The 13,497-nt window shown below is 64.6% G+C and carries 11 protein-coding genes and 1 pseudogene; 1 reads left to right on the top strand and 11 read right to left on the bottom strand.

Going from position 1 to position 13,497, the window contains the following annotated elements:
• Nucleotides 1-68 precede the first annotated feature (68 nt).
• The 4 genes from coaBC to FYC77_RS13625 all read right to left on the bottom strand — a co-directional run bounded on the left by coaBC (nt 69) and on the right by FYC77_RS13625 (nt 5,655).
• On the bottom strand, nt 69-1,223 hold the full coding sequence (coaBC, locus tag FYC77_RS13610) for a bifunctional phosphopantothenoylcysteine decarboxylase/phosphopantothenate--cysteine ligase CoaBC (protein ID WP_149082046.1): 1,155 nt from the start codon (nt 1,221-1,223) through the stop codon (nt 69-71).
• 74 nt (nt 1,224-1,297) lie between these two features.
• Nucleotides 1,298-2,299 carry an NAD(P)/FAD-dependent oxidoreductase gene (locus FYC77_RS13615; protein WP_238386951.1) on the bottom strand — a complete coding sequence of 334 codons (1,002 nt, stop codon included), beginning with the start codon at nt 2,297-2,299 and terminating at the stop codon, nt 1,298-1,300.
• A gap of 128 nt (nt 2,300-2,427) precedes the next feature.
• Nucleotides 2,428-2,643, bottom strand: a complete 216-nt coding sequence (locus tag FYC77_RS13620) for a PLDc N-terminal domain-containing protein (protein ID WP_149082047.1) — start codon at nt 2,641-2,643, stop codon at nt 2,428-2,430.
• Nucleotides 2,644-2,736: 93 nt separating this feature from the next.
• Nucleotides 2,737-5,655: a PAS domain-containing protein gene (locus FYC77_RS13625; RefSeq protein ID WP_162354533.1), complete on the bottom strand. Its 2,919-nt coding sequence runs from the start codon at nt 5,653-5,655 to the stop codon at nt 2,737-2,739.
• 240 nt (nt 5,656-5,895) lie between these two features.
• Between FYC77_RS13625 and FYC77_RS13630 the strand changes: the two genes are divergently transcribed.
• Nucleotides 5,896-6,417, top strand: coding sequence for an SRPBCC family protein (locus tag FYC77_RS13630; protein ID WP_149082049.1), 522 nt, complete (start codon nt 5,896-5,898; stop codon nt 6,415-6,417).
• Between the two features lie 94 nt (nt 6,418-6,511).
• Here FYC77_RS13630 and FYC77_RS13635 read toward each other — a convergent pair whose 3' ends face one another.
• The 7 genes and pseudogenes from FYC77_RS13635 to FYC77_RS13665 form a co-directional block, all read right to left on the bottom strand.
• The gene (locus FYC77_RS13635; RefSeq protein ID WP_149082050.1) at nt 6,512-7,228 is read right to left on the bottom strand and encodes a helix-turn-helix domain-containing protein; all 717 of its coding nucleotides are present in this window, start codon (nt 7,226-7,228) and stop codon (nt 6,512-6,514) included.
• Between the two features lie 222 nt (nt 7,229-7,450).
• Nucleotides 7,451-7,567, bottom strand: a pseudogene (locus tag FYC77_RS20740) (IS6 family transposase); the annotation flags it as partial.
• Nucleotides 7,568-7,753: 186 nt separating this feature from the next.
• The gene (locus tag FYC77_RS13645) at nt 7,754-9,433 is read right to left on the bottom strand and encodes a bacterio-opsin activator domain-containing protein (RefSeq protein ID WP_238386953.1); all 1,680 of its coding nucleotides are present in this window, start codon (nt 9,431-9,433) and stop codon (nt 7,754-7,756) included.
• A 41-nt stretch (nt 9,434-9,474) separates the two neighbouring features.
• Complete coding sequence (locus tag FYC77_RS13650; RefSeq protein ID WP_149082051.1) at nt 9,475-9,939, bottom strand: response regulator; 465 nt, start codon at nt 9,937-9,939, stop codon at nt 9,475-9,477.
• Nucleotides 9,940-10,196: 257 nt separating this feature from the next.
• Nucleotides 10,197-12,503 (bottom strand): DNA polymerase domain-containing protein, encoded by a 2,307-nt coding sequence (locus tag FYC77_RS13655; RefSeq protein WP_149082052.1) that lies wholly within the window; start codon nt 12,501-12,503, stop codon nt 10,197-10,199.
• Nucleotides 12,500-12,799 (bottom strand): hypothetical protein, encoded by a 300-nt coding sequence (locus tag FYC77_RS13660; protein WP_238386947.1) that lies wholly within the window; start codon nt 12,797-12,799, stop codon nt 12,500-12,502. The genes FYC77_RS13655 and FYC77_RS13660 overlap by 4 nt, the downstream gene beginning before the upstream one ends.
• Nucleotides 12,799-13,479: a hypothetical protein gene (locus FYC77_RS13665; RefSeq protein ID WP_149082053.1), complete on the bottom strand. Its 681-nt coding sequence runs from the start codon at nt 13,477-13,479 to the stop codon at nt 12,799-12,801. Before FYC77_RS13665 ends, FYC77_RS13660 begins: the two co-directional genes overlap by 1 nt.
• Between the last annotated feature and the right edge of the window lie 18 nt (nt 13,480-13,497).

The raw sequence follows: 13,497 nt of genomic DNA on the forward strand, positions 1-13,497 counted from the left end.
GAAACAGCGGGAACGACGCGTCGTCGATGCACAGCTGTTGACTATCTTATATGTGACTGGTCCGGCGGCTACGCGAGCATGACGGCGATCGAGTCGGCGATCTCTTCGCCCAGCCCGGCTTTCGTTCCCTCGTACCGGGCGGCGTCATTTTCGTGAACCAGCAGCGCCCGCGTCTCCGCTTTGCCCATCACGCTGGCGTCGTTGGCCACGACGAACGCGAGGTCCGTCCGGTCGATCGCCTCCCGCGCCCGCTCGATCATCGCCGCCTCGTCCCCGGACGTCTCGGTCTTGAAGCCGACGATCGGCAACGTCGGCCGCTCCTCGCGAACCGCATCGATCAGCTTCGGCGTCGGCTCGAGTTCGAGCGTGAGCTCCTGTCCCGAGCGGATCTTCTCGTTGCTCGCCTCGACGGTGTAGTCGCCGATCGCCGCCGCGGAGACGAGGACGTCGGCGCTCGAAGCGGCCTCCCGCGTCGCCGCGAGCATCTCGGCGGCGCTCTCGACCGGACGAACGTCGGCGTAGGGGACCGCTTCGCCGTCGTGGACGAGGGTGACGTCCGCGCCGCGAACGTAACACGAACGGGTGACGGCCCGTCCCATCTTCCCGGACGAGCGGTTTGTCAGCACCCGGACCGGATCGATCGACTCGCTCGTCGCGCCGCTGGTGACGACGACCTGTGTCCCCTCGAGCGGTCGCTCACCCGCCGCTCGAGCCGTCTCGCAGACGATCGCCTCCTCGGTCGCGATCTTGGCTTTCCCTTCCTCGATTCGCGGCTCCACGAAGTCGACGCCCCATCCCTCGACGGTCTCGATGGCCTCGAGGACGCCGGGGTGGTCGTACATCGGCTCGTGCATCGCGGGGGCGATCACGACCGGCGTCCCCGCGCCGAGGGCAGTCGTCGCACAGGTCGTGACGGGCGTGTCGTCGACCGCGGCGGCGATCTTTCCGACAGTGTTTGCCGTCGCCGGGGCGATCACGAAGACGTCAGCCCAGCCGTCGTACCCACAGAGTGAAACGTGTTCGACGCCGCCCGTAATCTCCGTGACGACGTCGGCGTCCGTCGCGAACTCGAGCGCCCACGGGTGGACGATCCCTCGTGCGCTGTCGGTCATCACCGCACGAACGTCGGCACCGCGTCGGCGCAGTTCGTGGGCCAGTTCGACCGTCTTGACGGCGGCGATCGAGCCCGTCACCCCGAGCGCGACGTTGACTCCCTCGAGCATTCGTTCGCCCTTCTCACGGCGGCGTGTTAAGCGTAGCGAGGCACCGACGTCTGATTCGTTCACCGTCGATGCGATCAGTCCCGGTCGACGCTCGGGTGCATCGTCGGCCGCTCCTCGAGTGGCTCGGCGAACGCCTCGAGGATCGTCTCCCGGGCCCGCTCGTCACGCTCGCGCCGTTCGTCGTCGTCGATCTCCTCACAGCCAGGCGGCACGTCGCGGCCCCGGCCCGTAAAGTATCCCTCGGGGACGACCCAGTCGTGATAGAAGTTGGCGTCGGAGTCGTGGATGGCCGCGAGCCCGACTTTCGCGCCGTGGCCGGCGGCGACGATCGCCTGGTGGGGCTCGCCTGCGATTCTCCCCGCCGCGTAGACGCCGTCGACGGCCGTCCGTCCGCCGTCGTCGACGCTCACGAAGTGCTTGCTCCCCCGCTGGATGCGGCCGACGTCGAGGGGCACCAGGTACTCGCTGTCCGACCACGACGCCGCGATGACGCGGCGGGTGGAGAGCGGATCGCCACCCTCGGTCTCGAGGACGAACCCCGCCTCGAGGTCGTCCTCGTCTCTCAGTTCGACGCTCGTCACCCGCCCCAGTTCGAACGCGACACCGGCGTTTCGAGCCTGTTCGCGGGCGAGTTCGAGATGTCGACGGGCGTCGACGCCGTCCGGGAAGCCGGGGTAGTTTTCGAGGCTGGCGTTCCGAGCGAGGATCGACTCTCCGCCGTCTACGATCAGCGTGTCCAGTCCCGCTCGAGCGGTGTAAATCGACGCGGCGAGGCCGGAAACGCCTCCGCCGACGATGCAAACGTCTCTCATCGGCCGACGTTTCGTCTCCGAGACTAAAACATTCACTTCTCGACACTGCCGTCCGACGTTCGTGCCGTCTGGCACGGGCAGGCGATTCTGGCATCCACCGTCGCGAGTGGAACTCCTCGTGACGGACGAGAGCCAGACGAGACTGCATCGTTCAGACGATTGTGAAGAGTTCCCAGACCACAACGAGCAACACCAGCCCGTACGGCAGATCGAGCCAAAAAACCGGCCGAGGAGTGCCAGCCGCGAGAGCGCCGCAAGCGGCATTCCGAGGTATCGCAGCGGCGACGTCGCGGTCTTCGAGCCGTCCCACACGAGCGTCGCCGCCGAGGCCTCGGGAAACGAGTGGACGGCGACCGAGAGTCCGAGCCACCCCACTCACTCTCGAGGTGTGCCTACAGACGATCCCGTCCGATCAGGACGTACAACACGACCCCGAGGAAGGGCGCGAAGAAGACGACTAGCGCCCAGAGAAACGCGGGGTGGCTGCTGTTCTCCTGGGCGTCGACGAACGTCCAGACGATCAGGGCGAGCGTGACGAGCACCATCACGAGACCGAACAGCACGACGAATCCCGCGCCGCCGGACTGTAACACGATGCTGGAGGGCATGTGCGGTGGGAACGTATCACCGAACCAAATACTTTGTGAACGTCCCGCTGGAGGCTGCGTTCGGAAGGGGGACACTCGAGAGACTGCGGACGCTCAGTCCGACTCGTCGGTTCCCGACGGGCGTCTCCCGACCGAACACGCTCCGTCCCCGTCGTCGGCCGACTCCGTGAGGTGGTCACCCCCGTCGTCGGCCGGCTTCTTACCGTGGTCGCCCTCGTCATTGGCCGACTCGAGAACGTCGACGCCGGTGACGTCGAACCGGGCGCCGCCGTCGTTTCCGTCGACGACGTCGATCGACCAGTCGTGGTCGTCGACGACGTCCTCGACGATCCGCAGTCCGAGGCCGGTCCCGTCCGGTTCGGTCGTATACCCCGGTTCGAACACCCGGTCGCGCTCCTCGGGAGGGATTCCCGGACCGTCGTCCTCGACGGCGAATCCGCCGTCGACGTCGGCGATGGTCACGGTTACGCCCTCGCCACCGTGGTCGATCGCGTCTGCAGAACTATCAGGTTCTGCATGGCTCGTGGAGCCGTGTTCGACGGCGTCCTCGGGAGTTTGTGACCGAGGGCTCGTCGAACCGTGTTCGACGGCGTTGCGGACCAGATTCTCGAGTAACTGCTGGAGACGCGTCCTGTCGGCGCTGATGGTCCGGTCGGTCTCGACGTGCAACGCCGCGTTCCCCGTCTCGACGCTCCGCCAGCAATCGTCGACGAGATCTGGAAGCGACACCGGTTCCGGCTCGACCGCGCTGTCGCCCTGTCGAGCCAGCGTGAGGAGATCGTCGACCAGCGTCTCGATTCGGTCGAGGGCCGCGTCGGCCTCTTCGAGGTGGTCGCTGTCCTGATTCGTCCGGGCCAACTCGAGGTGTCCGCTGGCGACGTTCAACGGGTTCCGGAGATCGTGAGAGACGACGCTGGCGAACGACTCGAGTCGTTCGTTCGTTCGCTCGAGACGTTCGTTCGCCCGCTCGAGTTCCGCAGTCGTCCGGTGGCGCTCGAGTTCGTAGCTCACCCACCTGTTCATCAGCCGAACGATCATGCGGTCGCCGGTCGAGAACTCCTCCTCGCGGGGTTCGTCGGCGGCGAAGCAAAGCGTCCCGTACAGTTCGTCCTCGACCCGGACCTGGCCGCCGACGTAACAGCCGAGTTCGAACTGCTCGTAGGCCTCCTCGGTGTAGCGGTCGTCTGCGGCCGCATCGGCAGTCGCGAGCAGATCGTCGGAGTCGATCGTCTCTCGGCAGTACGTCCGCGAGAGCGGGCCGGATTCGCCCGGCTGGAGCCGGTCGTGCGTGCCGTGGGCCTGGACGATCGTCTGTGTACCGCCCGGCTCGTCGGCCTCGCGGCGTTCGATACGCGAGAGGAAGCCGTACGGGAGGTCGAGTCGCTCACAGCCCAACTCGAGCAGCCGGGAGATCTTCCCCTCGAGCGAGCGATCGACGTCGGTCGTTAGGTCGTAGAGCCACTGGAGGAACTCGATCAACGCCTTTCGCTCTCGCTCCTGTCGCTTGCGTTCGGTGATGTCCCGACTGTTGACGACGATGCCGTCGACGGCGGGGTTGGCGAGCTGGTTGGTGCCGTGGACCTCGAGCCAGCGCCACTCGCCGTCGGCGGTTCGAAACCGGGCCTCGGCGCGTTCGGACGCACCCGACACCCCCAGTAGATCGCCGAACGCTTCGACCAGTTCGCCGCTGTCGTCCGGGTGAGCCAGTTCGAACGCGTTCGTTCCGGTGACGTCGGTCGAATCGTACCCCAGTATCTCGTCGACCGACGGGCTGTGGTACTCGATCGTCCCGGCCGCGTCGACGACGGTGACGATGTCGGTCGACTCCTCGAGAAACGCTTCGTGGCGCTGGAGTTCGTGTTCGGCCCGCTTCTTTTCGGTGATGTCCATCAGCGCACCGGGAAACCTGATCGCGGTCCCGTCTTCGTCACACTCGACGTGTCCTCTCGCGAGCACCCACCGGAGTTCGCCCGCGGCGTTGTGAACGCGGTACTCCTGTTCGTAGGAATCACAGGCGTCGATCGCAGCCTGGATAGCCGATTCGACCCGGTCGCGGTCGTTCGCGTGAATCGAGGAGACGAACCGCTCGAGTGAGACGCCCTCCTGGGCAGCCGCGGGGTCGACGCCGAACGTCTCGGCGAACGCTGGCCCGGCGACGAACCGATCCTCGCGTACGTCCCACTCCCAGGTGCCGACCGTACCGGCGTCGATCGCAGCCTCCAACTGGAGTTTCGCGTCCCGTAGTTCGCGCTCCTGGCGCTTTTGGTCCGTGATCTCGGTGGCGAGCCCGGCGACACGGACGACCTCGTTCCCCTCGACGATCGGTTCACCCCAGATCCTGACCCACCGACCGTACGCCTCGTCTTCGTTGACGCGACACTCGAGATCGACGGGATCGCCGCTGGAGAGTGCAGCCATGGCCTCCTCGACGCGCTCGCGGTCGTCTGGGTGGACGCCGTTGACGAAGTCGGTCGGGTCGTCGTGCAATCGCTCGAGCGAGCGTCCCCAGATATCGGCGTACGCGGAGTTGACGAACTGCAGTTCGGTCCAGTCGGCGTCGAAGATGGAGAGGATCTTGTCGGTGTGTTCGGTGAGTTCACCCAGTCGCCGCTCGGCACGTTTCGCGCGGTACCGTTCGACGGCGTTCAATACGCGGTTCGCGAGGAGGTCGAACTGTCCGGTGCCCGAACGCTTCTGGAGGTAATCGGTCGCCCCGCGGGAGATCGATTCGGCGGCGACCGTCTCGGGGTCCTGTTCGGCAACGACGATAAACGGACGGTCCGGGTCCCGATCCCGGACGGCCTCGAGAAAATCGAAAGCGTCGTTCGTCCCGGTCACACAATCGGCGACGACACAGTCGAACGTGCCCTGCTCGAGTTGTGTCACTCCCTTCGCCGCGGTGGTCGCCGTTTCGACGGTGATCCGATCGTACCTCCGCTCGACGTACCCGGCAGCTTCGGCCGCAAATTCGACATCGGCGTCGACGAGGAGGACAGAGACAGAGTCACTCATGTCCGGTGATATCGATACTGTATCAGCCATTGGGAATCGACACGTATAGATTGCATCGGTTGCCGACTCGTCCACCGAAGGCGTGGTTGTGACCAGTAACGACCGTTCGCTGCCAGTCGGTGACGGTAACGACTGCAACGGGTTCGACACCCATCGGCGATCGGGCTGGTGATCTGGTGGGTACTGACGAGCAGCGGCTACGATAGCAATCCTTACCCTCACGGCATTCCTATCGCGAGCGTGGACAGAATTCTCCTCAGCACCGTCGCCTACCGTCCCCCCGAGGAGGTTTTCCCGTACGTTCGCTCGTTTACGGAGTATCCGCGGTACACGGAACACCTCAAGGGCGTCCGCGTCGACGGGAACGGCGACGCCGGGTCGGTGTACGACCTCCAACTCGCCTGGTGGAAGCTTACCTACACCGCCAGTTCGAAAGTGACCGCGATCAGCCCGCCGGAGTCCCTCGAGTGGCGACTGGTCGAGGACGTCGACGCTCGCGGCGAGTGGCGCGTCGAGCCCGAACCCGAGGCCGCACCGGCCGACGCGGAGACGGCGAGCCGGATCTTCTTCGAGGCGCTGTACGACCCCCACTCGGCCGACGAGAGTGCGATTTCGTTGCCACGGTTCGTCTCGATCGACCGAATCGTCGATCGGGTTCGACCGCGGCTGGTAGAGGAGGCCGAGACGGTCGTCGAGCGACTCGTCGAGGACATCGAAGGGGATCGGCGCGACGTGGAGTTGACGATTCACGAGATTCCCTGAGACGGTTTACTGTCGTCCGGACTGCTGTCGGTCATCGACGGTGAAACCGCGAGCAGTCCTGCGATTGCACCAATCCACCGGACAGCGTTCCGTATCAGAGTTCCTCGCGGCCCACCATCCCGTCGAGTGCCGACAGCGCACCTTTCAGGATCTTGCGTTCGCTGCGCCGAAGGTTCATCGAGACGGCCGTCTTCGAGATCTCGAAGTGATCCGCGAGTTCGTCGAGAGTCGTCTCTCTCGGCGTCTCGTAGTAGCCGTTCCGGGAGGCGACCTCGAACGTCTCCCGTTCGGTCTCGGTCAGCGACCGACACCCCTCGAGTAACTCCATAGCGCTGTCGGAGTTCTCGAGGAGGTCGAAAAGCGGTGTGGGGCCGAACTGGTCGCGGTCCTCGACGTGGTAGTCGTTGTGGCGCTCGAGTTCGGCGAGTGCGTGATCCTCGGCGTCGTCGTCGTCGAACCCGACGTGCCAGCGCTCCCGACCGTGCTCGATCTGGAACGGGCCGGTGATGTAGCCGCCGTTTTGCTGGATCGTCTCCATCGCGTTCGTCTGCTCGATCGTCGTCCCGATCTGGGCGACGTTCTCTCGCTTCGAGAGGATGTAACACTCCCGCATGTTCGGATGCGCTCGAAGCGCCCGGAGTCCGTCCTCGAGGGCTCCCCTCGACTCGCCTCTCGCGATGAGTCGCGTCTCGAGTTGGTCGTCGCTCGTATCGAGTTGCCACTGGACGGCGGAGAAGGCGATATCGACGTCGTCGGTCGTGTCGATAAACGGGCAATCGTACTGCCGCATGTCGATATCGAGATCGATCATTGGTAACTATTGGCTAACACGTTACGGAACTTCATACATCATCATTAAATTTCCGGAACTAGTCCTTCGACAGCGTCGACTCGGACCACACCACCGCATTCGACCCTGCAGTGCAGGCTTGCCAAAGCACTAGTGGCGTTCCAAGCCTGCACTGATAGGTGAAACCGGTCACCCACACACGGTTTCACCCATCAGTTGACGCTTGGGACGGTACTAGTGAATCTAGTTACACAGTTCTTCGGACGGGGTTCGGTTATCGAGCGCTTGGTTGGGTCGATCGTGGTGATCGTGGTGGTGAAAACGTCGTAACCAGCGGCAAGCGCTGGATTGATACGATCTACTGTCCGTCAGTACCGCCACATCTGGGACCCGTTCCCCGGATACGGCGGGACACAGGGACAGCAATCCGTCTGACTCCTCCGGCGAGAAGAAACGCAGAGTCATCCACACGTTTGACCCGGGCAATTCTATCGATGGAGCCAGCCCGAACATAACGAAAACAGCTGCTCGCATCGCAACCGATAGTTACCCTTCGAACACCGAATCGAAGAACTTCCGCTCGGCGGTTCGGAGATGCTGGTTGAACGTCGCCGGCGCAATTCCGAGTCGGTCGGCGATCTCCTCGCCCGTGCTCTGGCGTGGCCAGTCGAAGTAGCCGGCGAAGTACGCCGTCTCGAGTGCGGCACGTTGTTTTTCGGTGAGATCGTTCTCGAGTACCCCTGGCGTACCCATGTCGGTTCGGTCGCTCCGTTCGGTGGTCCGCTGTGCGAGATAGGTGGCGTCGGGGCGGTTTTCCCTGATGACCTCGATCATCTGTCGGGTATCCCGTCCCCGTGGCAGTTCGACGACGAACCGAAACTCCCCGTCTTCGATCGTCGCAGAATCGACGCGGCCGCCGTGTGTGGCGATCGACTCGAGCAACGAGATCGCGACTGGTGCGACGAGTTCGAACTCGAACTCCCCACGTCTGACCGTCAGGAACCGAACCTCGTCGATGCCGTCAGTGGATTCGACCGAATCTCGAAATCGGTCCTGGGACACCTCGTACGCAGAGCCGTACGCCAGCAACGTCTCGTCGCCACGGATCAGCTGTTCGATCTCCACGCGACAGGACTCTTCCCGTGAGAGCGCGACCAGTGGTTCGGCGAGCTCGTCGACCCGGAACTCGAGTTCGACGACAGCGTCGCTGACCAGTGCGTCCCGTCGCTCGATCGCGGTAATCGCGTGAGCGATGATGTCGCCGATGCGGGCGAGAATCGTCGTCTCGGGGCCGGTAAACGCCCGTGGCGACGACGAGTAGACGTTCAACACGCCGTAGACGAGATCCTCGTGGATAATGGGGATCGCGACCGACGACTGGTATCCCTGCTCTTTCGCCTCTTCGCGCCACGGTTCGTACTGCGGGTCGGTGTGGACGTCGCTCATGACCTGGACCGATCCGGTCCGGATCGCCGTTCCCGAGGGTCCCTGGCCGGTTGGATCGTCCTCGTCGACCGTGATTTCGACGTTCTCGAGGTATCCTCCTTCGACACCAGCAGCGGCTTTCGGAACGACGCGGTCGCTGCCGGGATTGACGCCACCGATCCACGCGAAACGGTAGGCGTCGGATTCCGCGAGGCGGTCACAAACCCGCTGCTCGAGTTCGGCCCGCGTCTCGGTCGTGATCACGGCGTGTGTGATGTCGTTTCCGATCCGATTTAACCGGTTTAGCGCCTCCAGCTGCTGGCGTTGTCGGCGACGCTGGCGTTTCTGTCGAGCCCGCTCGATCGCGTGGTGGATCGTCCGGACCAGCAACTCGCTCGTCACCTCGTCTTTGACGAGGAAGTCCTCTGCACCCCGCTGAATCGCTCGAACGCCGACTTGCTGATCTCTGAGCCCGGTCAACACGACGATCGGCGTTTCGTCACCCTGCTCGGAGACCGTCTCGAGGGTCCGTAATCCCTCGCTGTCCGGGAGGTTGAGATCCAGCAACACCAGGTCGATCGGATCGGACTGTACCCGCTCGAGTCCATCCTCGAGGTGTGTCTCACGGATCATCTCCGGCAGTTGATCGACAGATTCGTCGGTTCTGACTCGCTGAGTGAGCTCTTCGGTGTTTTTGAGCATCTCCTCGATCAGGCGAGCGTCGCCCGGATTGTCCTCGATTAGCAGGATCTGGAGGGGGTTCGCTCGCTGATCGGCATGGGTTCTCTGGTCGTCGACCACGTCGATTCGATCGGCCGTCTCGGTTCGTGGATCGGATTCGTTCACGATCGGTCCACCTCCGAGGGCAGCCTGACGACGGAGAACCAGAACTTCTCGAACGCCCGGACGGCATCGATAAACTCGTCGGGATCGACCGGTTTCGTGAGATACGCGTTGGCGTGTAGTTCGTAGGACTTGACGATGTCTTCTTCTGCACGGGAACTCGTCAGGACGATCACCGGGATCGATCGGAGGTTCGGATCGTCCTTGAGTTGCTCGAGGACCTCCTCCCCGTCGGTCCGTGGCAGGTTGAGATCGAGCAAGATGAGATCAGGACGGGGGGCGTCCTCGTATCGTCCGTCCCTGGCGAGAAATTCGAGTGCTCGATTTCCGTCGGTGACGACGTGGAGATCGTTCTCGATCCGTCCCTGTTTGAACGCCTCCTTCGTTAGCCGGACGTCTCCCGGATTGTCCTCGACTAGCAGGATCTGTGCTCGCTCGGGGGGAGTGTCTCCGGATGTGCTCATGGGTCTCGTGTATCGATTCCGGTCGCCGACGCCGGCATCGTATCGTGAAACCGGAACACCCGTCCGTGTCGTCTCTCTGCTCGCGTGTCGAAGACGTCCATGAATCGATTGCCATTCAACAATCGATTGCGGGATATAAATGTGGTGTCGGATATCGGATTTGCTGACGCTCTCTCGCTTGAAACTATCAGTGGCGAACGTCCTGCCCGATCTCCGCTGAGAGACGACAGCTCACTCGTGATACGGTTTACTGTAGATCAGTTCCGGTGAGACCGCGACCCGGACGGCGGTCTCACCGGTATATCGCTACAGCAATCCGTATGAAACGTCGTCAGTGACACGGTTTGTCCGTCCTGTCGGGTGGAACGAATTCGACGCCGATCCCACCCGAACGGGGAGACGACGCTCTCGCAGGCGCGAACCACTGCTGTCGCATACCACTCCCTGTCGTAGGCGGTCGGCTCCTCGAACGGGAGTCGAACCCGCTCGGCCCCGGTGGTATCGTCGTCGACGACGACGTATCGGACCGACTGACCCGGCGACCGCTCGAGTCCCTTCGACTCGTAGCGCTCGAGCGCCGCGGCCGATCGCGTCCGCCGGTCGTACGCCTCAAGTGGCTTCGAAACCCGGTTCGTGACGACGAGGTCCCGGGGATCGACCGAGCCGGTCCGAAGCTCGCCGAGCCGACGGTCGAGTGCGTCGCAGACGGCGGCCGGCTCCCGTTCCCGGTCGAGGACCTCGACGAACTCGCGTTGACTCTCCGCGACGAAGGCCGACGTGTTCCGCTGGCGACACTCGAGTCCCCGGATCTTGTACCCGCCATCCACCCGCTTTCCGAAGTACTTCGTGAGCGCGCCAGCGGGCGCGGACTCCGCTGTCGTACTCCCTGAGGAACTCTTTCCCGTCCCCTCTGGGGCGCTCATCCTCGCGGCCGAATCGCGACGGGGAACGAAACAGACCCACTCGTAGTGGCCGTCGCGTTCGAGCTCGATCCCGACGGCGTCGCTGACCTCGGCCGCGACTTCACCGATCGGCGTCGGCTCGTCCACTCGGGGAGTCACCCAGAGGCTGTCGACGATCCCGTGAACGATCCGCCAGCCGGCGTCCTCGAGCCGTCGTTTCGCCTCGAGGGCGATCTCACGGGCGTAGGCGTTGATCGCTTCGTGGCACTCGATTCGCCCGAACGTGGCGTTTCGGTACCCCTGGTAGCCGAAACAGGCGACGAGCACCCACTTGATCGCGCCCGACTCGCCGCGCAGGCGGGCGGCTTCCTCCTCGGACGGATCGGCGGCCAGTCGCCGCTTGCGCGCCGCCCGGTCCTCGAGCAGGGGCTCGAGAACGTCGGGGAGAAAGCCGTCGTCGCCACAAATTCGATATCCGAGCTCCGGAACGCGACGCCCGTCTCCGCCGAGTGCGTCGGTCGCCTCGCCAGTATCGACACTGGATTCGTCTCGACACCCGCAGTCGACTGTCTCCGGGCTCACGTTGTGCTCGCAGATGATCCGCGGGTACAACGACGCGAAGTCGATCTCGTGGACGTCCTCGTGGAAGCCGACCTCGGGCGCGAACGTGAACCCGCCGCGGTCGGCCGCGTGAAGCGTTCGGACGTCGGTAAACCGCTCGGGCACCCACTTGTTCCAGGGCGCGAGGACCTCCCGGTCGCGAGCCAGCCGAATCTGTCTCGAGGTCAACAGCGTTCCGATGCTTCCCCACGCCGCTTCCTGCAGGGGGCGGCCCGTCTTCTCGATCATGTACTCGAGTCCGGCCAGCCCCGACTGGTGCCAGAGGAAGCTGTTCGACTCGTCGACGATCGCCCGACCCGGAACGCGATAGCGCGCCGAGGAGTGGCCCACGCGCCCGTAGCTCTCGTAGCTGTTCTCCCCAGCCAGCCGCGTCAACCCCGGGAGACGCCCGAGACAAAACCTCTCGAGTCCGCGTTCGGTCGCCCGCTCGTCGAGCAGCGGGATCAGATCCGCGTGGCTCACCACCAGGATGTCCGGGTCGTCGCGCTCGAGGCGATCCTCGAGCGTTCGAAGGACGTCGACAGCGTCCGTCTCGGCGCTGCCGATCGGTTCGCCCTCGACTCTCACTGCGGAGACGTCGCCGTCTCCCAGCGCCGGTTCCGAGAGTTCGATCGACAGCGTTCGAAGATCGCGACCCGGAGTCGGATCGATCCCGCGGTCGAGACAGTACCGAAATCCCGGCGACAGATCGACGTCGAACAGCCGGAACGTCCCCGGCGCGTACGCCTCGCGCTCGTAGACGCCGCGGATCTCGCGGGCCAGCGTCCGTGCCTCGCCGACGCGCTCGAGGTCGGCGCGGAGTACCCGACTTCGGTCGCCGGCGTGGGCCTCGTGGAGATCTGTCGCCAGGCGCTCGTACCTCGTCGCGACGAGTTTGGGATCGGACTCGAGACGCACTCGCAGATCCGAGAGCGCGTCGTCGGGACCCGACACGTACAGCGACGGCTGATAGTCCGTGACGAGTCGGGACTCGGCTCCGGTGTCGGTCAGCGTCCACTCGCGGACGGTGTCGCCCTCGAACTCGAACGTGTACGGACTCATTCGCTCTCGTCACCTCGCGTTCGGTCGCCGTCCGTCGGGTCCGAGCCGCATCGACACGTACACTCCTCGCGAAGCCGGCGCAACTCGGCCTCGTGGGCGAGCAACAGCGACAACACGAGCGCCCGTTCCGGCTCCGGCGGATTCGCGTACCCGGCCGCGTCGGCGAAGCCGCGGGCGCGGTCGAACAGTCGGTCGAAGTCCGACTGGTGCTCCCGGCGTAGCGCCCGCCGCATCGGCTGCCACTCGGACTCTATCGCCCGAATCGCGTTCCGATAGGTGGGGTTCGTCCGCCCCATCAGTGAGTCACCTCGAGCAGCCCGCGGTCGTAAGCGGCGACGACGGGGTCCAGCCGGTCGACGGTCCCACAGACCTCGGCCCAGTAAGGGATCGTCGTCTGCCACCACTCTCCCTGCCAGTAGCCCTCGGTTGCGGCGTTCCCGTCCGGTCCAACCAGACGAAGTCCTTCGCGCGTGTGCACGCACTGGATCGTCGTCCGTGCGTACTCGCTGACTGCCGACGCCCGCTCGTCGTCGGCGCTCGTGACGAGAACGGGACAGCCGAGAACCTCTCCCAGTTCCGACAGCGTCTCGAGCGTCGAGGCGAACAGCTCCTCGCGTTCGTACGCAGGCACGTCGGAATCGTGGTAGAGCGAGGCGACGTTCGGTGCGACGACGAGTTCCGTTCGTGGGTCGGCCCGTCGGACGACCTCCCTGACCAGCGTGTGGTGTTGGTAAGCGGTAAACGCCCGCGCGACCTGGAGTCCAGAGAGCGCGCGGGCGCTCGAGGCGCAGTCGTACAGGACGTGCGTCGAGACTGCGTTGCGCGCGTCGATCCAGTAGGCCGTCCGACCGGGTGTGTCGGCCAACCGGTGCGTGACGAGTCGATGAACGACGGTCGAGTGCGGTTCGGACACCTCGAGCAGTACCAGTCCGGATTCGTCACCGAGCGGTTCCCCGTGAACTGTGGAGTCGGACATAGACTGGAGGTCGTCAGA

Source organism: Natrialba swarupiae (genome assembly GCF_008245225.1).
GTDB classification, from domain to species: domain Archaea; phylum Halobacteriota; class Halobacteria; order Halobacteriales; family Natrialbaceae; genus Natrarchaeobius; species Natrarchaeobius swarupiae.